General features: G+C 65.4%; 22 protein-coding genes. 15 read left to right on the plus strand and 7 right to left on the minus strand.

Going from position 1 to position 20493, the window contains the following annotated elements; all coding sequences use genetic code 11:
* Nucleotides 1-19: 19 nt before the first annotated feature.
* Nucleotides 20-1006: a PhnD/SsuA/transferrin family substrate-binding protein gene (locus ACODSM_RS14790; RefSeq protein WP_488805788.1), complete on the minus strand. Its 987-nt coding sequence runs from the start codon at nt 1004-1006 to the stop codon at nt 20-22.
* Nucleotides 1007-1263: 257 nt separating this feature from the next.
* On the opposite strand from ACODSM_RS14790, the gene ACODSM_RS14795 reads away from it, so the two are divergent.
* From ACODSM_RS14795 to ACODSM_RS14810, 4 genes are all read left to right on the plus strand, one after another.
* The gene (locus ACODSM_RS14795; protein WP_488805789.1) at nt 1264-2133 is read left to right on the plus strand and encodes a hypothetical protein; all 870 of its coding nucleotides are present in this window, start codon (nt 1264-1266) and stop codon (nt 2131-2133) included.
* 23 nt (nt 2134-2156) lie between these two features.
* Nucleotides 2157-2621: a hypothetical protein gene (locus ACODSM_RS14800; protein WP_488805790.1), complete on the plus strand. Its 465-nt coding sequence runs from the start codon at nt 2157-2159 to the stop codon at nt 2619-2621.
* A 136-nt stretch (nt 2622-2757) separates the two neighbouring features.
* Nucleotides 2758-3993 (plus strand): hypothetical protein, encoded by a 1236-nt coding sequence (locus ACODSM_RS14805; RefSeq protein WP_488805791.1) that lies wholly within the window; start codon nt 2758-2760, stop codon nt 3991-3993.
* Nucleotides 3978-6194, plus strand: a complete 2217-nt coding sequence (locus ACODSM_RS14810) for an ATP-binding protein (protein ID WP_488805792.1) — start codon at nt 3978-3980, stop codon at nt 6192-6194. Before ACODSM_RS14805 ends, ACODSM_RS14810 begins: the two co-directional genes overlap by 16 nt.
* A gap of 115 nt (nt 6195-6309) precedes the next feature.
* On the opposite strand, the gene ACODSM_RS14815 is transcribed toward ACODSM_RS14810, so the two are convergent.
* Nucleotides 6310-7203 (minus strand): LysR family transcriptional regulator, encoded by an 894-nt coding sequence (locus ACODSM_RS14815; protein WP_488805793.1) that lies wholly within the window; start codon nt 7201-7203, stop codon nt 6310-6312.
* A 106-nt stretch (nt 7204-7309) separates the two neighbouring features.
* On the opposite strand from ACODSM_RS14815, the gene ACODSM_RS14820 reads away from it, so the two are divergent.
* From ACODSM_RS14820 to ACODSM_RS14830, 3 genes are read left to right on the plus strand one after another with little or no spacing between them, the layout of a single operon-like run.
* A complete protein-coding gene (locus ACODSM_RS14820; RefSeq protein ID WP_488805794.1) occupies nt 7310-8674 on the plus strand; it encodes an acyclic terpene utilization AtuA family protein in 1365 nt (454 codons plus the stop codon).
* 11 nt (nt 8675-8685) lie between these two features.
* Nucleotides 8686-9057 carry an AtuA-related protein gene (locus ACODSM_RS14825; RefSeq protein ID WP_488805795.1) on the plus strand — a complete coding sequence of 124 codons (372 nt, stop codon included), beginning with the start codon at nt 8686-8688 and terminating at the stop codon, nt 9055-9057.
* Between the two features lie 45 nt (nt 9058-9102).
* Complete coding sequence (locus ACODSM_RS14830) at nt 9103-10095, plus strand: Bug family tripartite tricarboxylate transporter substrate binding protein (RefSeq protein WP_488805796.1); 993 nt, start codon at nt 9103-9105, stop codon at nt 10093-10095.
* A 168-nt stretch (nt 10096-10263) separates the two neighbouring features.
* Here ACODSM_RS14830 and ACODSM_RS14835 read toward each other — a convergent pair whose 3' ends face one another.
* Nucleotides 10264-11157, minus strand: a complete 894-nt coding sequence (locus tag ACODSM_RS14835; RefSeq protein WP_488805797.1) for a LysR family transcriptional regulator — start codon at nt 11155-11157, stop codon at nt 10264-10266.
* Nucleotides 11158-11280: 123 nt separating this feature from the next.
* Between ACODSM_RS14835 and ACODSM_RS14840 the strand changes: the two genes are divergently transcribed.
* The 4 genes from ACODSM_RS14840 (at nt 11281) to ACODSM_RS14855 (ending at nt 13685) form a co-directional block, all read left to right on the plus strand.
* Nucleotides 11281-12147: an MBL fold metallo-hydrolase gene (locus ACODSM_RS14840; RefSeq protein ID WP_488805798.1), complete on the plus strand. Its 867-nt coding sequence runs from the start codon at nt 11281-11283 to the stop codon at nt 12145-12147.
* A 76-nt stretch (nt 12148-12223) separates the two neighbouring features.
* Nucleotides 12224-12670: a nuclear transport factor 2 family protein gene (locus tag ACODSM_RS14845; RefSeq protein WP_488805799.1), complete on the plus strand. Its 447-nt coding sequence runs from the start codon at nt 12224-12226 to the stop codon at nt 12668-12670.
* A 19-nt stretch (nt 12671-12689) separates the two neighbouring features.
* On the plus strand, nt 12690-13025 hold the full coding sequence (locus ACODSM_RS14850) for a hypothetical protein (RefSeq protein ID WP_488805808.1): 336 nt from the start codon (nt 12690-12692) through the stop codon (nt 13023-13025).
* Between the two features lie 3 nt (nt 13026-13028).
* Nucleotides 13029-13685: a DsbA family protein gene (locus tag ACODSM_RS14855; protein ID WP_488805800.1), complete on the plus strand. Its 657-nt coding sequence runs from the start codon at nt 13029-13031 to the stop codon at nt 13683-13685.
* Between the two features lie 78 nt (nt 13686-13763).
* Here the strand turns inward: ACODSM_RS14855 and ACODSM_RS14860 are convergent, their stop codons facing one another.
* From ACODSM_RS14860 to ACODSM_RS14870, 3 genes are all read right to left on the minus strand, one after another.
* A complete protein-coding gene (locus ACODSM_RS14860; protein WP_488805801.1) occupies nt 13764-14330 on the minus strand; it encodes a P-loop nucleotide/nucleoside kinase family protein in 567 nt (188 codons plus the stop codon).
* 237 nt (nt 14331-14567) lie between these two features.
* Nucleotides 14568-15527, minus strand: a complete 960-nt coding sequence (locus ACODSM_RS14865; protein ID WP_488805802.1) for an NAD(P)/FAD-dependent oxidoreductase — start codon at nt 15525-15527, stop codon at nt 14568-14570.
* The gene (locus ACODSM_RS14870; protein ID WP_488805803.1) at nt 15490-15978 is read right to left on the minus strand and encodes an Rrf2 family transcriptional regulator; all 489 of its coding nucleotides are present in this window, start codon (nt 15976-15978) and stop codon (nt 15490-15492) included. Before ACODSM_RS14870 ends, ACODSM_RS14865 begins: the two co-directional genes overlap by 38 nt.
* A gap of 247 nt (nt 15979-16225) precedes the next feature.
* Here ACODSM_RS14870 and ACODSM_RS14875 point away from each other — a divergent pair, with 247 nt between their 5' ends.
* Nucleotides 16226-16945, plus strand: coding sequence for a class I SAM-dependent methyltransferase (locus ACODSM_RS14875; RefSeq protein ID WP_488805804.1), 720 nt, complete (start codon nt 16226-16228; stop codon nt 16943-16945).
* Between the two features lie 122 nt (nt 16946-17067).
* Here the strand turns inward: ACODSM_RS14875 and ACODSM_RS14880 are convergent, their stop codons facing one another.
* Nucleotides 17068-18006: a LysR family transcriptional regulator gene (locus tag ACODSM_RS14880; protein WP_436130019.1), complete on the minus strand. Its 939-nt coding sequence runs from the start codon at nt 18004-18006 to the stop codon at nt 17068-17070.
* A gap of 117 nt (nt 18007-18123) precedes the next feature.
* Here ACODSM_RS14880 and ACODSM_RS14885 point away from each other — a divergent pair, with 117 nt between their 5' ends.
* The 3 genes from ACODSM_RS14885 to ACODSM_RS14895 form a co-directional block, all read left to right on the plus strand.
* Entirely contained in the window at nt 18124-18522 is a 399-nt protein-coding gene (locus ACODSM_RS14885; RefSeq protein ID WP_488805805.1) for a tautomerase family protein, read from the plus strand.
* Nucleotides 18523-18575: 53 nt separating this feature from the next.
* Nucleotides 18576-19052 (plus strand): cupin domain-containing protein, encoded by a 477-nt coding sequence (locus tag ACODSM_RS14890; protein ID WP_488805806.1) that lies wholly within the window; start codon nt 18576-18578, stop codon nt 19050-19052.
* A gap of 417 nt (nt 19053-19469) precedes the next feature.
* The coding region (locus tag ACODSM_RS14895) for an RNA-directed DNA polymerase (protein WP_488805807.1) at nt 19470-20493 on the plus strand (1024 nt) is incomplete at its 3' end.

Below are 20493 nucleotides of genomic sequence, written 5' to 3' on the forward strand. Positions count from 1 at the left end.
CTCGGCGCAGTGGGGGCGCCTACTTGGCGGCAGCCTTGGCCGCCTGCGCAGCCTTCTGCGTCTTGTTGTAGACCTCCATCACCGTCGCAAAGTCGCGCTCAAAGTTGATGGGCAAAAAGGTGTCGTTGCCCGGCAGCAGCTGCCGCAGCTTGGGCGAAAAGCTGTAGCTAAAGGAGCACTTCTTCACACGCGCCTGCAGCTCGGGCGAGACATCCTTGCCCATTGTCCAGGTCTCGGTCATGAAGGGTGGGCTCTCCCACAGCGTGCGGATGCTGGAGCCTTTCACGTCGCCCTTCACCACCATGCGCTGGTACAGGTCGCTGGCCACGGCCGCCGCGGGGTAGAAGCCATGCATCACGCCCGTGACCGAGCGCTCATGGCCGTTGGAGAACACCACTTCGTAGTTCTGGTCTGGCACCAGCCCGATGGCCGGGAAGAGTGCGCGCGGCGCCAGGTTGCCCGAGTTGGAGGTGGGTGTGGTGTGCGCAATCTTCTTGCCCACCAGGTCCTGCGGCTTGGTGAAAGGGCTGTCCACGCGTGCGATGAGGATCAGCTTGTACGAATTGCGTTGCCCGCTGGCCTTGTTGCCCGGCACGCCGAACGGCGCGGGCTGGCCTGCCGCCACCAGTTGCGGCACCAGGCCGGGGTTGACCTGGGCCAGCTGGGCCTTGCCAGATACCAGGCTGTCGATGAGTTCCTTTTCGGCCAGCACGTCGATGTTGGTGCTCTTGTCCAGCGACTCGCCCTGCTGGTTCTGCAAGTCGATGTTGCCGCAGCGCGCCAGGTGGTTGAAGTAGTCGCCCCACAGCAGCATGGTCTCGGCCTTGGCATAGGTCTTGGGCATGGCCACCACCAGCTTTTCACGCGGGCTGTTGGCGAACTGGTTGGCGGCTTGCGCAGCGGCAGCAGGCTTAGCAGGGGTGGCACGGTCCGTCTGCGCAGTGACTGGGCTCAGTGTCAGTGCAGCGCCAGACAGCAGTGCATAAAAGCGGGTATCGAATCGCATGGTTAAGGTCCCTCCGGTGTGTTGCTTTGGATCGGGCCGAGCCCGAGGGCGGAGAGTATGCAGGCGCTTTGGATGATGATCGGGCACCCATGCGACTGTGCGGGCTCTCGGCAAAGCCGCCAAGGCACTGGACGGTTTGTCAACCGGCCGTCTGGTGCGCTGGACAAGGCCGCGAGGGACAGGCATGGCAACGCCCGACACAATGCCTGCACGCCATCACGCAACACCCTCCAAACGTTCACCACCGTTCCAGCCCCATGTCGCAAAACACCCTCACGCTGCAGCTGTTCTTTGAAGACCCGATCAAGCTCAAGACCGGTCAGCTGGTCTACCAGTACCTGTGCGCAGACAACACCGAGCAGGCCCAGCGCTGGGCCGGCAAGCTGGGCGCACCTAGCCTGGAGGCCTTGTGGGATGGGGAATGGTTCAACCAGTCGGTCACTGCAGCGCCATCGCACCTGGTGCTGCAATTTGATACCGGCACCAGTGGCGACCTGCCTTTGCTGCAGATCGAAACCCTGTTCCGCCACGGCCTGCGGGCGGCGGTGATGGAGGTCTTCTACGACCAGGTGGGCGAAACCGAACGCATGCATTTCGACCAGGGCCGCTGGGTGTCGCGCAAGGCATTCATGGACGCCAACCCGCAGTGGCGTGCGGTGGTCGAGCCTTTGCCACAGGTCGGCGAGGGCGGCGAAGACGGCGATGCCGATGACCGCTACGCCTGCTCCAAAGACCCGGCCAAGCCGATGGCCGTTGCCAAGCTGCGCCAGCAAGAAGAAAAGCGCAAGCGTGAGGCCCGTGAGGCGGCCGAGGCGTTTGTCGAAATGGCGCGGGCCATGGGCAAAAGCGGCAAATCACCCGTGCAGGGGCTGATGGCCGTGCTGCTGTTGCGGGCCGGGTTCAAAGGGCTGGTGCATGCGGTGGTCTTCACGGTGGTCACCGTGCTGCTGTTCAAGGGCTTTTGGCTGTGGATGGGCTTGGGGCTGGTCCTGGCCGTGGCGCTGTCGCTGTACTACACGGTCACCGAACACAAAGCGCTGCGCGGGGAAGACGGCAGCGATGATGGAGACGGTGACGCCAACCAGCCTGGCGACGATGGCCCCGCCACGGTGATGGCAGCGCAGTAAATGCATCTCAGGAGAACAACAACATGCTGACGCAAATCGAATGGTGGGGCGGGGTGATTTTTGTGCTGGGGGCGCTGACTTACCGCATGGTCATGGGGGCGCTGGAGAGGCCGGTGGATGGCTTCCCCTGGTACCGGCTCATGATGCACGTGTTCTTTCTGGCCCCGGCTGCGCTGCTGGCGGGCTATTTCTATCCGCTCACGCAGCCCGCGCTGCAATACGGCTACTTGGCGCTGCTGGCCGTGTCGCTGCTGGTGGTGACCGTGATGCTGGTGCAGGAGATGACCGGCGATTCGGGTGAGGACAACAAAGAAGAGGGGCTCAGCCAGGCATCCTTGAAGGAGGGCGTAACCGCCGAGACCGAAGACCATGAAGAGCCCGGCTGGCTGATGTCGGTGGTCGGTGCCGTTGTGTTGTACAGCCCGGTGCTCACGGCCTGTAGTCTGGCCTGCACCAAGGCCTGGCCCATGGTGCAGCCGTTGCTCTGACGCATCGGCAATGCCGACCCCTTGCGGCCGGATGGCTTGGCAGCAATGACAATGCCCGCCAGCCACCTGCCGTTTATTGGCAGCACGTGTCATCTTTTAGTTTCAGCGCGTTTATCCCGCCACCGCCGCACCACACATGTCTGCCGATTCTTTTGCCGACCTCTTGTCGATCTACATGCGCCGCATCCGCGCCAGCGCCTCGGGCGTGGCCACCGAGATCGGCCTGAGCCGCGAGGCCGTCAACAACTGGCGCAACGGCATCTCGGTGCCCAACCCGCGCTCGCGCGACAAGCTGGTGGCCTGCACGCGCTACCTGCGCCTGACCGAGAGCGAGGCCAACCGGCTGCTCAGCGCCGCAGGGGTCGCGCCCGAGTTCCCGCTACAGGCCGATTCCACCGGCGCGCAGCCGTTTGCCGCGTTCCAGGACAAGGTGTTTGCGCAGCTGGCCCAGGCGGTGCCGTACCCCATCTCGCTGCTGCTGTCGCCCGCGCACTGGGGGCAGCCGCCGTTCCGGCACGAGCTGCTGCAGCGCGCCCGCGCCCAGTACGGCGAGGGCTCGGTGCTGCACATCCAGCCGCCCTACAGCGTGAGCACCGTGCCCGCCGAATACTTCGCCGCCATCGGCCGCCAGTGCGGGCTGGGCGATGTGGCGTCGGATTACGAGTTTGAATCGGCGCTGGAGCGCCGCCTGCTGGCGGGCGAGCGCATCTTCTGCCTGGTCAGCCGTTTTGAGCAGGGCACGTCCGCGCTGCGCGAAACCCTGGCGGGCATCCTGCGCAGCCTGAGCGAGATGCACAGCGGCCGCCTGCACCTGCTGCTGTGTGGCGGCCAGGCGCTGGCCGACCTCAAGTACCGCAGCGGCGACCTGTCGCTGCTCAACATCGCACAAGTCCACCACTGGCCCGACCCGTCGCTGGCCGACCTGATGCAACTGGCCCGCGACCGCTGGCCCGAGCAGCCCTGGGCCGAGCCGGTGGTGGCCGCGCTGCAGGCCCTGAGCGGCGGCCACCCCGCGCTGTTTGAAGAAGGCCTGCAATGGCTGGTAGACCACCCCGGCGCGGGCGCCAGCCTGCACGAAGGCCAGCCCGCCTTCATTGCCCTGCGCACCCACCTGGCCAGCAGCCCGCGCCTGTGGCAAACGTTTCTGCCCCTGGCGCAGGCGCCTGCCAGCCGGGCGCGCCTGCAGCAGTTGCTGAGCTCCGACGACCTGGGCCGAGCGCGGCCCTACCTGCAGGACGACGACCTGCGCAGCCTGTTCTGGGGCAACCTCATTCTTGCGCGCGGTACGGGCGATGCGGCGCGGCTGCACTGGCGCTGCGCCACCATCCGCGATGCTGGCTTCATGGTGCTGGATTCATGCTCGGCCGACTGATGCCCTGGCTGTCCCGGCCCGTGGTGCGCGCCGTGGTCATTGCGCTGGTCACGCTGTTTGTGGCCAGCGCCGTGTTCCTGCCCCAGCACAACCCGGCCACGCGGGGCAGGTTCATGGCGGCGATGAATGTGGGGCCGCTGTGGGGCGAACTGGTGCAGTGGCGCGTGGCCATGGTCAACGCCCGCAACGAGCTGGATGCCTGGCCCACCGACATTCAGAAGTACGCGCCGCCCATTGCCAACCCGCAGCTGCGCGTAACGTCCCCGCGCCCCAATGTGCTGCAGGCCGACATTGCCCACAACCCTGAATTTGGCAAGCTGGCGGGCACGCAGGTGATGGTGGAGCTGCAGCCCGGCACCCACACCTGGACCTGCCGCCCCGGCAACCCGCCCATCCCGCAGGGCTACCTGCCCATCAACTGCCAGCAAGGCAGCACCGACGACTTCGAGCCCGCCAAGCCTGCGCCGGATGCCGACCCCTTTGGCTGGATGCGCTCGCTCATCACGTGGTGCGCGGTCATCTTTGGCGTGGGTGCCGTGCTGTGGGTGGTGCGCCACCCGCTCATCGGTGCAGGCCAGCTGCGCCCCGCGCGTCTGCGCCGCACACCGCTGGCCCGCCTGCCGCACATCGACCGGCTGCTGCGCTGGCTGCGGCGGCTGGAGCCCACGCTGCAGGCCGCCGACATTCGCCTGGTGGACTGGCGCCGCGCCGTGGCCTGCGCCCAGGCCACGGGCAGTGAACGCGCCCCGGCCCTGACGCGTGCGTTGGCCGAACGAGTGTCGGCCCGCTGCCAGCCCAGCACCGACTGGGCGCTGCCCGGTGCGGTGTTTGAATGGTCGTTCCCGTCCGACTTGCCTGTCTCGCTGGACCGCTGCCTTGTCTTTGTGCCCACGCCCGGCATCGACGAAGCCACCGTGCTGCGCCAGCTGCGCGCCGTGCAAACCGGCAGCGACGTGCTGCTGATCCTGAGCGATCACAGCGTGGACACCCCCTGGCCCCTGCTGCACGCGCACACCCAAGACCGCGCCAACCTGCATGTGATGGCCGACAGCGCCAGCCAGGCCGAATGGCTGATTGGCGGCGACGCCCTGCAAGTGTTGCTGCGCCTGCTGGCCGCGCAGCTTCGCATCACCCGCATCTCGCCCTACCAGACGCGCGGCGGCGTCACGCGCGAAGGCGCCTTCTTTGGCCGCGCGCAACTGCTGGCCCGCGTCATCAACCGCGAGCCCGCCAACTACCTGGTGGTGGGCGGGCGCCAGCTGGGCAAAAGCAGCCTGCTCAAGGCCGTGCAGCGCCGCATGGCGGGCCACCCGCACACCGTGTGCCATTACGTCTCGCTGCGCGACCACCGCCTGGCACCGCGCATGGCGCTGCAGTTCGGCCTAGCGGCCGACACACCGCTCGAAGCCATCGTGGACCACCTGCAGGCGCAATACCAAGGCAAGCGCCTGGTGCTGCTCATCGACGAGGCTGACCTGTTCTTCCGTGACGAATCGGCGAATGGCTACGTGCAGCTCTCTACCCTGCGCGCGCTCAGCGAAGAGGGCCGTTGCTGGTTCATGCTGGCTGGCTTTTGGGATTTGTACGCCACGGCCGTGCTCGACTATCAAAGCCCGCTGCGCAACTTTGGCGAGGTGCTGACTATCGGCGGCCTGGAGCGCGATGCCTGCCGCGAACTGGCCACTGAGCCATTGCGCAAGCTGCGCCTGGGCTTTGACAACGAGCACCTGGTGAGCCGCCTGGTGGATGCCAGCGGCCAGCGCGCCAATCTGGTCGCCATCCTGTGCCAGGAATGCCTGGAGGCGCTGCAGCCCGGCGAACGCGTGATTGAAAAGCGCCACCTCGACCAGGCCCTGGCCTCGCAGGCCGTGCAGGACGCCCTGGCCGGATGGGGCCGCCTGAGCCATGACGAAACCGCCTGCCGCGTCGACCGCATCGTGGTCTACCACACGGCCCAGGCGGGGCAGTCCAGCCTAGTCACACTGGCCCAGCTGCTGCAAGGCCATGGCATCGCGGGCGACGCGCAGGCGCTGCGCCAGTCGCTGGCACGCTTGCAGCTGGCCTATGTGCTGCGCAAGCACGAAGGCGGTGAATACCGCTTTGCCATCCCGCTGCTGCAGGACCAGTTTGAACCGGCGGAGGTGGAACTGCTGCTGCACCAGGAGCTGGCCGTGCTGGCACGTGACCGTGATCCGGGTTGAGCAACGCAGGGGGCACTGCGACGCCATTGCTGCAAAATTTTGATTCGAATAGCCGGTAAGCGCCTATCCAATATGACCTTCCAGCTATTGAATAGATAGCGAATGGCCGTCTGTCTCAAGGCCGCTGCGCCATCACCAGCGCATACAGCGCCTGCGCCGCCACCGACAAACTCTCGTCCCGCCGCCGCACCAGGTAGATCTGCCGCGTCAGCCCCGACAGCGACAGCGGCCGCGTGACCAGCCCCGGCTGCTCAAAGTGAAACAGCGTGAGCGCCGGCACCACGCTGATGCCCAGCCCCGCGCGCACCATGCCCATCACGGTGGCGAGTTGCTCCACCTCCATCAGCGTGTGCATGGCCTGCGGATGCAGGGCGGCCTCCAGGTACTGCCGTACGCTGCTGGTGCGCGCGAGGTGGATGAAGGGCCACGCGGCCAGGTCCTGCGCGGTGATAGCTTTGCGCTTGCGCGTCAGCGGGTGGTCGGCCGGGCACACCAGGTAAAAGTCGTCGCTGCAAAAGGGCTCGGCCTGCAGCGCGGGCGTGTCGGCGCGGATGGCGGCCAGCGCAAAGTCCGCATGGCCGTTGGCCACGCGGTCGATGCAGGGCTCGGACAACACATCGGCAATGTCGATCTCGATGCCTGGGTGCGCCGCACGGTACTGCGCCAGCACGCCCGGCAGCCAGCCGGCCGCCAGCGATGGCAGCAGCGCCACAGCCACGCGCCCGCGCTGCAGCGTGGCCGTGTCGCGCACTGCGGCCAGCGCGGTGGTGATTTCGGCGCGGATGCGGTGGGCCGACTCGAGAAAGTTCTGTCCCTCAGGCGTGAGGTCCACATGCCGTGTGCTGCGGTCAAACAGCCGCAGGCCCAGGTCGTCCTCCAGCGCGCGGATCAGCGCGCTGAACGCGGGCTGCGACAGATGGCACAACGTAGCGGCGCGTGTGAAGCTGCGCTGCTCCGCCAGCGCGAGGAAGGCGTCGAGCTGGCGGCTGGAGAGGTGGGGGGCGCTCATGCGGAGTTGATTTGATTCATCTGCATTTCAGATGGATTCATCGTAACAATCGATTTCACAGAATACCGCCATGTTCCTACATTCACGGTCAGGAGACAACGGATTCATGCCGAACGAACAAAGAACCAAGCTGCTGGTCGGCTGCGCCGCCGGCTTCTCGGGCGACCGCACCGATGCCGCTTTGCCGGTAGTGCAGGCGCTCATCGCCAGCGGCCAGCCTGCGGTGCTCATCTTCGAGACCCTGGCTGAGCGCACGCTGGCACTGGCCCAGCTGGCGCGCCGCACCGACCCCGATGCAGGGTACGAGCCGCTGCTGGCCGACCTGCTGCGCCCCGTGCTGGCACAGTGCCTGGCCCACGGCGTGCGCATCGTCAGTAACTTTGGCGCGGCCAACCCGCACGGCGCCGCGCGGCGCATCCACGCGCTGGCGGCCGAGCTGGGTCTGGTCCGCCCACGCGTTGCCGTGCTGCAGGGCGACGACCTGAGCGGCCCCGAACACCGCGCGCTGCTGCGCGGCGCGCTGGGCAGCGCCATGCCCACCGAGCCCATCGTCAGCGCCAACGCCTACATCGGCGCACAGGCCATTGCCGATGCGTTGCGCGCGGGCGCCGACATCGTGGTCTGCGGCCGCGTGGCCGACCCCTCCCTGGTGCTGGGCCCCGCGCTGGCCCACTACGGCTGGGCGCTGGACGACTGGGACCGGCTGGCCCGCGCCACCATGGCCGGGCATTTGCTCGAATGCGGCGCGCAGGTGTCGGGCGGCTACTTTGCCGACCCCGGCTACAAGGATGTGGCGGGCCTGGCGCACCTGGGCTACCCCATTGCCGAAATCGACGCCGACGGCCACTGCACCATCACCAAGCCCCCGGGCACGGGCGGCTGCATCACCGAACGCACGGTGAAGGAACAACTGCTGTACGAGCTGCACGACCCGGCGGCCTACCTCACGCCCGACGTTGTGGCCGACATCACCACCGCCCGTGTGACCACCGTGGGCCCCGACGCGGTGCGGCTGGAGGACGTGCAGGGCCATGCGCGGCCCGCCACGCTCAAGGTCAACGTGTGTTTTGAATCCGGCTGGTTTGCCGAGGGCGAAATCTCCTACGCCGGCCCGCGCGCCGAAGCCCGTGCGCGCCTGGCGGGCGAGGTGCTGCGCGAGCGCCTGCAGGGCCTGGGGCCGCTGCGCATCGACCTGATCGGCGTGACCAGCATCTTTGGCGACGACACCAGCCGCTGGCTGGATGCACCTGACAACGACCGCAATGACACCCGCGATGTGCGCCTGCGCGTTGCCCTGCAGCACCGCGACCACGCCAGCGCCCAGCGCTTGGTGCGCGAGGTGACCGCGCTCTACACCTGCGGCCCCGCGGGCGGCGGCGGCGTGCGCACCGCCATGCGGCCGCGCCTGGGCACGGTGTCGTGCCTGGTTCCGCGCGAGGCCGTGTCCGTTTACTTCGAGATGGTGGATTGAGGACTCAAGCCATGACCACTACAAACCTTACCGTCACTGTTCCCTTGTATCGCCTAGCCCACAGCCGCACGGGCGACAAAGGCAATCGCTCCAACATAAGCGTCATCGCCTGGCACCCCTCGCTGTGGGATGTGCTGGTCGAACAAGTCACCGAGGCCGCCGTGGCGCGGCAGTTTGCGCAGCGCCGCCCGCGCCAGGTCACGCGCTACCTGCTGCCGCAACTGCAGGCCATGAACATCGTGCTGGACGACGTGCTCGACGGCGGCGTGAACGACTCGCTCAACCTCGACAGCCACGGCAAGGCGCTGAGCTACCTGTTGCTCGATATGTCCGTCACTGTGCCCGCCCACCTGGCTGCGCACTTTGGCGGCCCCGCGGCTTAGACCTCCCGTTTCGCTTTTCCATCCATACCAACACCAGGAGACAATATGACCCCTTCATCCCCCCGCCGCGCTCTGCTTGCCACCGCTGCCGTGCTGGCACTCGGCACACTGCATGCCCCCGCTGCGCTGGCCCAGGCGGCTGGTGCCTACCCTGCCAAGGCCATCACCTTCGTCGTGCCCTTTGCCGCAGGCAGCGCCACCGACCAGCTGGCGCGCGCGCTGGGCCAGTCCATCACCAACGATACCAAGCAGCCCGTGGTCATCGACAACAAGGCGGGTGCCAGCGGCATGATCGCGGCGTCGGCCGTGGCCAAGTCGGCGGCCGATGGCTACAGCGTGCTCATCACCACCAACACCACCCACGCCGCCAACGAGCACCTGTACAAAAAGCTCTCGTACGACCCGGTGAAGGACTTCGCCCCCGTCACCGGCCTGGGCAAGGGCGGGCAGGTGCTGGTGGTCAACGCCAACGCACCGTACAAAAACGTGGGCGAGCTGCTGGCCTTTGCCAAGAAGAACCCCGGCAAGCTCAGCTTTGGCAGCGGCAGCTCATCGAGCCGCATGGCGGGCGAAATGCTCAAGCAGCTGTCGGCCGTGGACATCCTGCACGTGCCCTACAAGAGCAACCCGCTGGCCATCACCGACCTGCTGGGCGGGCAGATCGATTTGATGATCACCGACACCTCCACGGGCGTGCCCCAGGTCAAGGCGGGCAAGCTGCGCGCGCTGGGCTATTCCACGCAAAAGCGCAGCGTGCAATTGCCCGATGTGCCCACGCTGGATGAAGCGGGCGTGAAGGGCTACGACATGGGCTACTGGTTTGCGGCCTACGTGCCAGCGGGCACGCCCGCGCCGGTGGTGGCGCGCCTGAATGAGCTGCTCACGGCCGCCACCAAGAGCGCTGCGGCCAAGAGCTTCTATGACAACGCCGGCTCCGAAGCCTGGACCACCACGCCCGATGAACTCGCCAAGTTCCAGGCCGCCGAAACCCAGAAGTGGGGCAAGGTAATCAAGGCCGCCGGTATCGAGGCGGAGTGAGCTGCAGGCCCAGCATCAGTAGGGGCAACCTTCTGTTGAACCGGGCCGTGTTCTTCCTTTTGCCAGGGGTGTGGAATATTTCTAGCCCAAGTGGCCGGATGCATTAGAGGAATATGCCTGAGTAGCTATTAAAAGCGTAGTGGCTGTGTGTGGCCTGGCCAGCCACCTTCACCAAGGCACCCCCGCAAACCGGGCCACCAAAAAATCCAGCAACGCCCGCACCGCAGGCGACAAGTGACGGCGCGACGGGTACAGCGCATAGATCGTCATCACCGGCAAGTCCCAGCCCGGCAACACGGCCTGCAGCTCGCCGCTGTGCAGGTAGGGGTTGACCAGATACGTCGGCTGCATCGCAATGCCGCCGCCCGCCAGCGCGGCGCGCATCAGCGTGGTGGCCTCGTTGGCGCTGAAATGGCCGCTCACGCCCACGCGCTCCACCACCTCGCCGCGCGTCAGCCGCCACACGCTTTTGCCAAAGTTGGCGTAGCTCAGGCACCGGTGCTGCGCCAGGTCGGCAGGTTGCTGCGGCACACCGTGGGCGGCCAGGTAGGCGGGCGATGCCACCAGGGCCGAATCGCAGCGGACCAGTGGCCGGCCGATGAGCAACGGGTCGGGCTCGGCGCTGATGCGGATGGCCAGGTCGATGCGCTTTTCCACCAGGTTGAGCGAGCCTTCGCTCGCGTCCAGGTCGATCTTGAGCTGCGGGTGTTGTGCCAGAAAGTCCGCAATCGCCGCACCCATCTGCGCAAACGCAAACGACACGCTGCAGGTCAGCCGCAGCTGCCCGCGCAATGCGCCCTCGGTGGTGGTGGCGGTTTCTTCTTCCAGGTCTTGCGACAGCGCCAGCATCTGCTGGCAGCGGCGCAGCGCGTGTTCGCCCGCGTCGGTCAGCGTCACGCTGCGGGTGGTGCGCTGCAGCAGGCGGGCCTGCAGCCACTGCTCCATCTCGCCCACATAGCGCGTGACCATGGCCCGCGACATCTCCAGTTTGTCGGCCGTGGCGCTGAAGCTGCCGCTGGTGGCGACTTCGGCAAACACATGCATGGCGGTCAGGCGGTCCACAGGGGTTATTTGATCGATTGGTGCAACAAATATGCGCGAATTATCGGGTTTATTGGATCGATTGGCGCAAATAAACTTCATTCCGTCATCTGCACCACCGCTCAACACACCGGAGAAACCACCATGTTCCGCACCACCCTCATCGCCGCCACCCTCGCCGTTGCCTTCACCGGCGCCCAGGCCGCCCAGCCGCTGCACGTCAAGGTCTACAACGCCGACGGCAACAGCTTCAACGTCAACTCCACGCTGGTCTATGGCGAGAAGGAAGCCATGGTCATCGACGCAGGCTTTACCCGTGCCGACGCGCTGCGCATTGCCGCCAACGTGCTCGACACGGGCAAAGAGCTCAAGACCATCTACGTGAGCCAGGCCGACCCCGACTACTACTTTGGCGTCGAGACGCTGAAAGAAATTTTCCCCAAGGCCGACGTGGTGACCACGCCCGCCGTGCTGGAGAAGATCAACGTCAAGCTGGCTGGCAAGCTCGCCTTCTGGGGCCCCAAGATGGGCACCAACGCACCGCGCACGCCCGTGCTGCCCAAGGCGATTGCTGGCAACACGCTGAGCGTGGACGGCCAGACCGTGGAGATCCGTGGTACCACCGGCCTGCTGGCGCACCGCCCGTATGCGTGGATTCCGTCCATCAAGGCCGTGGTGGGCACCATCGGCGTGTTTGGCACCAACACCCATGTGTGGACGGCCGACACGCAAACCGTGGCCGAGCGCAGCGCCTGGGTGGCCCAGCTCGACGAAATGGCCGCCCTGCAGCCCACCGTGGTGGTGCCCGGCCACATGCCCGCCGGTGGCGCGCTGGATGCCGCCAACATCAGCTACACCAAGGGCTACCTGCAAGCGTTTGAGAAAAACGCCGCCGCCACAAAGACCAGCGCCGAACTCATCGACGCGATGAAGAAGGCCTACCCCGCAGCGCCCATGGGCCTGTCGCTGGACATCGGCGCCAAGGTGAACAAGGGTGAAATGAAGTGGTAAGCCAACCCTCAGACTGCCACGCACACAGCTTTACCGTCCCGTCCTTCAAGTCCCCGTCCCAACCCAAGGAGTTCCCATGAAGCCCTTGAAGACCTTGCTCGTTGCCGCATCGCTCGTGGCAGCCTTTGCGTCGGCCAGCGCCTTTGCCCAGACCACCAACAAAGAGATCGTGGTGGCCGGCATGAAAGGCCTGTTCATCACGCGTGATGCGTCGGTCATCGACAAGTACTGGTCGCCCGGCTACATCCAGCACAACCCCGCCGTGCCCAATGGGGCCGAGGTGCTGCGCGGATGGATCAAAAGCCTGCCGCCCGACTTCAAGTACGAGCCCGGCATGGTGGTGGCCGAGGGCGACCTGGTCATGATGCACGGCCGCTACTCCGGCATGGGCCCCAAGCCCATGGTCGGGGTGGACATCTTCCGCCTATCCGGTGGCAAGATCGTCGAGCACTGGGACGTGCTGCAGCAAGAGGTCACCCCGACCGCCAGCGGCAACCCCATGTTCACCACGCCTGCGAACTAAACCAAAGTAGGAGCACCCGATCGTGACCACCACCCACCCCCTTCACCAGGTCCTGCAGCACCTGCACGCCGGGCGCTGGAATGCGGCGCACGATCTGGTGCAGCACGACGGCTCCATGCTCGGCGCCTGGCTGCACGGCATCCTGCACCTGCAAGAGGGCGACCTGGAAGACGCCGAAAACTGGTACGACCGCGCCGCCCGCCATTTCCGCAGCCGGGGCACGCTGGCCGAAGAAATTGCAGCGTTTGAAGCTGCGCTGGCCGCACACGTTGCCCAACTTGCCCAGGCTGCGCCCCCAGGGGCACCAGCCGCCTCCACGCTGCCCGATTCTGAAGATTCTGAAGAGAGACCCTGATCCATGTCCTCCACGCCCACCGTCACCGTGACGTACCTGTTCGACCCCCTGTGCGGCTGGTGCTACGCCGCCGCACCCGTGCTGGCCCGCTTGCAAGCCACGCCCGGCCTGCAGGTGGTGCTGGCGCCCACGGGCTTGTTTGCAGGCGCAGGCGCCCGGCCCATGGACGCGCAATTTGCCGCCTACGCCTGGTCCAACGACCAGCGCATCGCGCAGCTCACCGGCCAGCCGTTCAGCCAGGCCTATCGCGAGCAGGTGCTGGGCCAGCCGGCCGGGCGTTTTGACTCGGGCCCTGCCACGCTGGCCCTCACCGCCGTGGCCCAGACCGAGCCCGCGCGTGAGCTGGAGGCACTGCACGCCTTGCAGCACGCACGGTATGTGGACGGGCGCGACACCACGGCGCCCACCGTGCTGGCCGATGTGCTGAGCGCCCTGGGCCTGCATGCTGCTGCAGCGCTGGTGCGCGAACCCACCGACGCCCTGCGCGCCGCCATGCTGCAGCGCGTGGCCGCCGCCCGTGCCGACATGCAAGCCCTGGGCGCACAAGGCGTGCCACAACTGGCAGTGGGCGACGCCGCCACCGGCTGCCGCCGTGTGCTGGGCAGCCAGGCCCTGCACGGCAACTTCGACACATTGCTGCAGCAGGTGGCCCAGGCCTGAGCGGCGCGGCTGGGACGCTGCGGCTCGGGCTGCGCCGTTGCCCACAGCGCAAATTGCAACCAGGCCCGCGCCATGTCTTCAAGCCCCGTGGTCCGCCACGGGCACCCACACCACGGTGTGGTTCGCGCACTCCACTTCGTCCGGTGGCTGCCACAGGTCACTGGCCAGCTCAAAGATGTGCGGCGGCACCACCATCGAAAACGTTGCGCCCTGTTCGGCGTTGCGCCGCAACACACGCGCGCGCCGCACCTCGCGCGGGGCGTCCAGCACATACACCGCCAAGGCATCGGCCCACGGCCCCATGCGGGCGTAAAACGCATCGCGCTGGTGCTTCTGGATCAGGCCCACCTCCAACACCACATCGCCACCCGCGTGCAGCACGGCCTCGGCCGTCTTCCAGATCTGCGCCAAGCAACGCAGCGTGCGTGGCACATACCAGGCCATGGCGTCCGCCGCATCGGGCCGGTCGGCCGAAAACAGCGTGGCCATCCAGTCGTCCAGGTTCAGCGGCACGGCGCGGTGCTGCTGCACCAGCTGGCGCACAAAGGTGGACTTGCCCGCACCCACCGGGCCGATGACCAGGTGGATGCGGGGGGCGGTGCCTGCAACGGCTGCGGGGGTGGTGTGGGTTGAAGCGGTGTGCATGAGATAAAGGCTCCAGAAATGCAAAAAGCCCTCTCTGCAAGCAGGGAGAGCCTTCAATGCGATGGACCAAAAAGAAAAGCCCTCAACGGCGGTGGAGGGCTTTGCGGCTCGCTCAGGCCCAAGGGGCCGGACGCGATAGGGCAGTGTAGGTGCCCGCTGCGGGCTGCGTCAACCGTTGGTCCGTGTGCCGTGTGTTGAGTCCCCCAGTCACACCCTGCGCGCCCCCGGCAAGCTGGGTCACGCCCCAAACACCAGCGCCTGGTGCGCCCCCACACCCGCCAGCACGCCTTCGGCCGATGCCAGCGTGGCGTTGTGCCGCATCAGCGTCAGGTCGCCAGCGGCATACACGCCGGGCACGGTGGTCATCTTGTTCGCATCGGTGCGGAGGTAAGGGCCCATGGGCCCATCGTCGAACGCGCAGCCCAGTTGCTCGGCCAGCGGGCTGGCGGGGCGCGTGGTGGCGGCCACATACAGCGCATCCAGCGGCACCACGCGCGCATCACCGCCACTGGTGGCATGCAGCCGCACGGCCTGCAGCGCCTGGCCCAGGCCCTCAAGCGCGGCGATGGGCGCGGGCTCGATGGTTATGCCTAGGGCCAGCAGCCGCTCGCGCTCGGCGCTCTCCAGCGTGGTGTCGCCATTCAGAAAGAGGGTGGTCGGGCCCCAGTCGGCAATCAGCTGCGCGTGCATGGCCGAGCCTGGCGAGTGGTACAGCACGCCCAGCCGCTGGCCTGCAAATTCATAGCCGTGGCAATACGGGCAGTGCAAAACCGATGCGCCCCAGCGCTCGCGCAGGCCTGCAATGTCCGGCAAACCGTCTTGCACGCCAAACGCCAGCACCAGCTTGTGTGCCTCCATGGTTGCGCCATCGTCCAGCACCACTTCAAACCCGTTCTCGGGTGACCCGGACCGTTGCTGCGCCGTGGCCGACACCACCGTGCCCTGCACAAAACCCACCGTGGGGTAGGCCGCCAGCTTGCGCCGCGCCTGCTCGATCATCGCCAGCGGCGGTTCGCCGTCTTGCCCGAAGAAGCCGTGCGACGCCACCGCAAACCGGTTGCGCGGCTGGCCTGCGTCCACCACACACACCCGCCGCCGTGCACGCGCCAGCTGCATTGCGGCCGACAGGCCCGCAAAGCTGCCGCCTATCACGATCACCTCATACGCCTGGGTTGTTGCCATTGCCGCTGTCGCCATGCTCAATCTCCTTGTGACCGTGGCACCCGGCCACCATGCGTTCATGAAACTCGGCCGACAGCTGTGCCAGCGTCACCGCACCCAGTCGCGCCAGCAGCGCCTCTTCGGCCGCCTGGTAGGCATCGGTCAGCGCGCGGTTCACCGCTTGCTCCACGATGCAGCCGGGGCTCTCCACACGGTTGCCCACCGCCAGCAGCGTGGGCGAGCCCAGCGCCTCGTAGATGTCGCGCAGCGTGATGTCGGTGAGCGGGCACGACAGCACCCACCCGCCGCCATGCCCCTTGGCCGACGACACAAAACCCGCATACCGCAGCCCCGCCATCAGGCGGCGCACCACCACCGGGTTGGTCTGCATGGCCTGCGCCATCGCCTCAGATGTAGCGGGCCCCTCCATCTCTGCCATGTGCAGCAGCGCGTGGAGAACATTGGAAAGTCGGCTATCTCGTTTCATGCAACATTTAAAGTTGCGTGATGCTAGCATGCAACCGGAAACAGTGCTTGGGTACGAACAAATTACTACTGAATTGATAGCTGCTGGCGCTTGATAGATAAGCGCTATAGGTCAATTTGGCTTGATTTTTTCAGACGTTGCCCACCCCTGACCGTTCGGGTTGAGCCTGCCGAAACCCTGCGCTGACCTGGCAATGCCGTTGGACAAGCTCAACGCAAAAGCGCGTATCCACCACACGCAACACACCATGACCCAACCCACCACGTCCCCCTTCACGGACCCCGCCGCCGTCGCCCGCTACGCCGAAGGCCCCCGCCGCAACGTCCCCGGCTACGACAGCCTGCTGCCCATGGTTCGCATCCTGCTGGCCGAGCGCGTGCCCGCCCACGGCCGCGTGCTGGTGGTGGGCGCAGGCGGCGGGCTGGAGCTGGAAGACATGGCGCGGGCGCACCCCGGCTGGCGGTTCGACGGCGTGGACCCGAGCCAGCCCATGCTGGACTTGGCGGCCCAGCGGCTGCAGAGCGCAGGCGTGCCAGGCGACCGCGTGGCGCTGCACCACGGCTATGTGCAGAGCGCACCGGCCGGACCGTTCGACGGCGCCACGTGCCTGCTGACTTTTCACTTTGTGCCGCGCGAGGAGCGCGTGCCTATGGCGGCAGAGATCCGGCGGCGGCTCAAGCCCGATGCGCCGCTGGTGGTGGCACATCTGAGCGTGGCGGATGGTGCAGGCCGTGGCGGCGGGGGCGGGGCAGGGGAGCGCGACCTATGGCTGTCACGCTACGCCGCGTTTCAGGTGGCGTCCGGCGTGCCGCCCGAGCATGCGGCCAGGGCGCGAGACAAGATTGCGGCGGAGCTGGCGGTGCTGACGCCTAAGGAAGACGAGGTGATTCTGCGCGAGGCTGGGTTCAGCGATGTGCAGATGTTTTACATGGGCTTTGCGTTCCGGGGCTGGGTGGCATCGGCTTGATAGCAAGCAATGAAAGCGGGCCAACTCACTGACCCACATGCCCGCACCTTGCTCCTCCCAGGCTGTCTTGCAGCTGGGGTCAGCAGCCCCCGGCCAGCCAGCTGGTGGTGCATAAAACGCCCTCAACGCACAGGCGCCAGCGCCCACCGGTCCTTCGACGCCTTCACCAGAAAATCAATCACCGCCTTCACCCTGGCCGCGTTGCGCCGGCCCGGTGACGACACTGCGTACAGCGTGTGCACGGTGCCGGACGCAAAAGGCGCCAGCACCTCCACCAACCGGCCTTGCGCCACATCGGCCGCCGCGAGCGGGCAGGACAGCATGCCGATCCCCGCGCCGCCCACCAGCGCATGGTGCACCAGGGCCGAAGTGCTGGCGGCCAGGCGCGAGCGCACGGTCACCTCCAGCGGCTTGCCTTGTGCATTGCGAAAGGCCCAGGTCACCGCCGGCCCCTGCGCGGTGTGCGTGACGGTGTGGTGCTGCTGCAGCTCGCTAGGCTCGGCGGGCTCGCCGTGCTGTTCCAAATATCCAGGGGCCGCATACAGGCGCCGCTCAAACCGGCCCAGTGCGCGCGCCACCACCAGGTCGCTGTGGCCCACGGTGGTGCGCAGCGCCACGTCGATGCCTTCCGTCACCAGGTCGGCCACGCGGTCGTCGGCCAGCAGTTCCACCCGCAGCGTGGGGTAGCGCGCCTGCAGGTCTGCCAGGTGGGGCAGCACCAGCGCTTCGCAGATCTCCTGGCTGGAGGCCAGGCGCAGGGTGCCCGCCACGCGGCTGCGCTGGTCCGACAGCGATGCACCGATGTCCTCCAGCTGCGCCAGCAAGGCACGCGCTTCCTGCGCCAGCTCTGCGCCCTCGGGCGTGGCCGACAAACCATGCGTGGACCGGCGCAGCAAGCGCACGCCGTAGCCGGCTTCCAGCCGGTCCACACCGCGCGCGACGACCGACACCGCCACATCCATCTCGCGCGCCGCTGCAGAAAACGAGCGCAGGTCGAGCGACCGCACCAGCCACCGCAGGTCGGCCGGGTCGGGGAGGAAGGAGCGGGGTTCTTGTTTCATCGAGCGCGCCTTTGCGTGCGGAGCAAAAGCCATTATCGCCACGGGCGGTTTCCGCGGCGGGGCGCCATTTCTACAGTGAAGGCTCGTTCAACCCAATGCTTTCAACAGGAGCCCTCCATGCCCATCCTCAACGTCAAAGTGTCTGCCCAACGCACACCCGAGCTGTCTGCCCGCATTGCAGAAACCCTGCTGGACCTGACCACCCGCGTGCTCGGCAAGCGGCGCGACCTCACTGCCGTGGTCATCACCTTTGTCGACCCCGCCGACTGGTACGTCGCCGGCCGTTCGCTGGCCGACCTGAAACAGTCGAGCTTCTACTTCGACGTCAAGGTGGTGGACGAGACCAACACCAAGGCCGAGAAGGCGCGCTACATCGCCGAGGCGTTCACAGCCTTCGAGGGCCTGCTGGGCACGCTGCACCCCGAAAGCTATGTCTACGTGCAGGACGTGCGCGCCGCCGCGTACGGCTTTGGCGGCCGCACGCAGGAGTACCGCCACCAGCACCCCGAGCAATAAGCAATCAATCAGTCACTCAAGCCATCAACCAATAGCTACCCAGGAGCGCCGACATGACGACGATGACGACAACGAACAACCACCTTGCCGATGTGATCGTGGCCCAGGCGCTGGAGCGTGCGGGCCTGACGGACTGGATTCCTGAAGGCGAAGGCAAGTGGTCCCTGCCCATTCAGTTCTTGCCCGACGATACCGGTTGGGTGGAACTGATGCGCCTGTCGCCCGGCACGCGGCTGGGCCTGCACCGCCACACGGGTGAAGTGCACGCCCTGACGCTGACAGGCGAGCGCCGCCTGAACGATGGCCGCGTGGTGCGGCCGGGCGACTACATCCACGAGCCCGCTGGCAATGTGGACTGGTGGGAAGCGACGGGCACCGAAGAGCTGCTGGTGCATGTGGTGGTCAAGGGCAGCGTGGAGTACCTGGGGCCGCACCACACGGTGTTGCAGCGGATCAGCACGGCTGATCGGCGGGCGGATTACCAATGTTGGTGCGAGACGGTGGGGGTGGTGCCGCGTGATCTTTGCTAGGGGCGTGCGGGAGCCAAGCCGGGCGGGCACTTCATGAAGTGTAGGCAAGCGCCTGCCTTGCAGAATAGGATTAAAAATAGGCTCTGGCGCTTACTGGTAAAGCGCTAATAGCTATTAAATACAGAGCAAACTAGATCCGGCTGCCGCTACGCGCGGAGCGCAGTTTTGTCGCAGTGCATCTGAGCGTGGCAGATGGGGGATCTGGCGGCGAGGAGGGCGACGCTGTTTTGAGAGCGGGCTCAGCGACGTGCGGATGTTTATATGGGTTTACGTTTAGGGGACGGGTTGCGCTGACGTACGTGCTCCGCTTAAAGTGTCCGCGACCCTCCAGAGGCTCGACGTTGAATTGGCAATCGCAGAAACTTTGTCCGGAACGTTTTTGTTTTTAGGACCGCGGTCGATATAAGGAACTAATAAATGGCAGCTCTAAAAGCCCTGTTGAGTGAACATCATCTAGATTTTGCGATTTCTCATATATCATTTTTTTATGATACCGATTTCTTTCCTCGGGCTGAAGAATTTCGTGCAATAAGCTTTCAGTGGCCGGAAATTAGAAGTTGGATGTTGAATCAGCAACTGCGTGATTTTTTATCAGAAAATCCGCATGTTATAGCTTGGCCGAAGATTCGCGGCGGATTTAGAATGGTTCATCGGCTTGAGCCCCTTACTGCTATTGTTTACACGGCTTTAGCGAAGAGGGTTGCAAATGGTGTTGAACGGTCAAGAATGAATGGCCAAGTAGCTTGCTCTTATCGCCTTCGTGATCTACCAAATAGTTTTTTTGCTGATGGATCTGGTTATGATGTTTTCAAAAATCAGTGCGAAGCGCTAGCTGAAAGTAGTACTCATGTTCTGTGTGCTGATATAACAGATTTTTACAATAAAATTTATCTACATCGATTGGCTAACGCAATTCAGCAGATGTCAGAGGATCCAGTTGGAATATCCAGGGAAATTGAATATTTCCTCACGGAGTTAAATACTAAAGCTTCGCAGGGAATACCTGTAGGCCCTGCAGCAAGTATTGTGTTTTCAGAGGCGACCTTGGATGACGTTGATCGCTTTATCCACGGGCGAGGTTTCGAGCATGCACGATATGTCGATGATATTCGAATCTTCGGTGAAGAGTCTGAGCTAAGAACGCTACTTCAGGATTTGACTCTGTATCTCCATTCGGCCCATCGGCTTACGTTCAATTCGGAAAAAACATACATCACAACCGCTGACGAGTTTCTTGGTACCGAAATAAACAATCACTATCAAGAGGAACGGCTTCAGATTTTTGGCGATATTGAAGGGGTAAATCCGTACGCAACACCCGCTGGCGGATATGGAGACGAAGAGGAAGACGAAGAGGAAGACGAAGAGGAAGACGAAGAGGAAGACGAAGAGGAAGAGGAAGAGGAAGAGGAAGAGGAAGAGGAAGAGGAAGAGGAAGAGG

The organism is Acidovorax sp. FG42 (genome assembly GCF_057809195.1).

Excerpts from the sequence above, each read along its gene's own strand:
- ACODSM_RS14790 (WP_488805788.1), bottom strand. The coding sequence starts at position 1,006 with ATGCGATTCGATACCCGCTTTTATGCACTGCTGTCTGGCGCTGCACTG.
- ACODSM_RS14795 (WP_488805789.1), top strand. The coding sequence starts at position 1,264 with ATGTCGCAAAACACCCTCACGCTGCAGCTGTTCTTTGAAGACCCGATC.
- ACODSM_RS14800 (WP_488805790.1), top strand. The coding sequence starts at position 2,157 with ATGCTGACGCAAATCGAATGGTGGGGCGGGGTGATTTTTGTGCTGGGG.
- ACODSM_RS14805 (WP_488805791.1), top strand. The coding sequence starts at position 2,758 with ATGTCTGCCGATTCTTTTGCCGACCTCTTGTCGATCTACATGCGCCGC.
- ACODSM_RS14810 (WP_488805792.1), top strand. The coding sequence starts at position 3,978 with ATGCTCGGCCGACTGATGCCCTGGCTGTCCCGGCCCGTGGTGCGCGCC.
- ACODSM_RS14815 (WP_488805793.1), bottom strand. The coding sequence starts at position 7,203 with ATGAGCGCCCCCCACCTCTCCAGCCGCCAGCTCGACGCCTTCCTCGCG.
- ACODSM_RS14820 (WP_488805794.1), top strand. The coding sequence starts at position 7,310 with ATGCCGAACGAACAAAGAACCAAGCTGCTGGTCGGCTGCGCCGCCGGC.
- ACODSM_RS14825 (WP_488805795.1), top strand. The coding sequence starts at position 8,686 with ATGACCACTACAAACCTTACCGTCACTGTTCCCTTGTATCGCCTAGCC.
- ACODSM_RS14830 (WP_488805796.1), top strand. The coding sequence starts at position 9,103 with ATGACCCCTTCATCCCCCCGCCGCGCTCTGCTTGCCACCGCTGCCGTG.
- ACODSM_RS14840 (WP_488805798.1), top strand. The coding sequence starts at position 11,281 with ATGTTCCGCACCACCCTCATCGCCGCCACCCTCGCCGTTGCCTTCACC.
- ACODSM_RS14845 (WP_488805799.1), top strand. The coding sequence starts at position 12,224 with ATGAAGCCCTTGAAGACCTTGCTCGTTGCCGCATCGCTCGTGGCAGCC.
- ACODSM_RS14855 (WP_488805800.1), top strand. The coding sequence starts at position 13,029 with ATGTCCTCCACGCCCACCGTCACCGTGACGTACCTGTTCGACCCCCTG.
- ACODSM_RS14860 (WP_488805801.1), bottom strand. The coding sequence starts at position 14,330 with ATGCACACCGCTTCAACCCACACCACCCCCGCAGCCGTTGCAGGCACC.
- ACODSM_RS14865 (WP_488805802.1), bottom strand. The coding sequence starts at position 15,527 with ATGGCGACAGCGGCAATGGCAACAACCCAGGCGTATGAGGTGATCGTG.
- ACODSM_RS14870 (WP_488805803.1), bottom strand. The coding sequence starts at position 15,978 with ATGAAACGAGATAGCCGACTTTCCAATGTTCTCCACGCGCTGCTGCAC.
- ACODSM_RS14875 (WP_488805804.1), top strand. The coding sequence starts at position 16,226 with ATGACCCAACCCACCACGTCCCCCTTCACGGACCCCGCCGCCGTCGCC.
- ACODSM_RS14880 (WP_436130019.1), bottom strand. The coding sequence starts at position 18,006 with ATGAAACAAGAACCCCGCTCCTTCCTCCCCGACCCGGCCGACCTGCGG.
- ACODSM_RS14885 (WP_488805805.1), top strand. The coding sequence starts at position 18,124 with ATGCCCATCCTCAACGTCAAAGTGTCTGCCCAACGCACACCCGAGCTG.
- ACODSM_RS14890 (WP_488805806.1), top strand. The coding sequence starts at position 18,576 with ATGACGACGATGACGACAACGAACAACCACCTTGCCGATGTGATCGTG.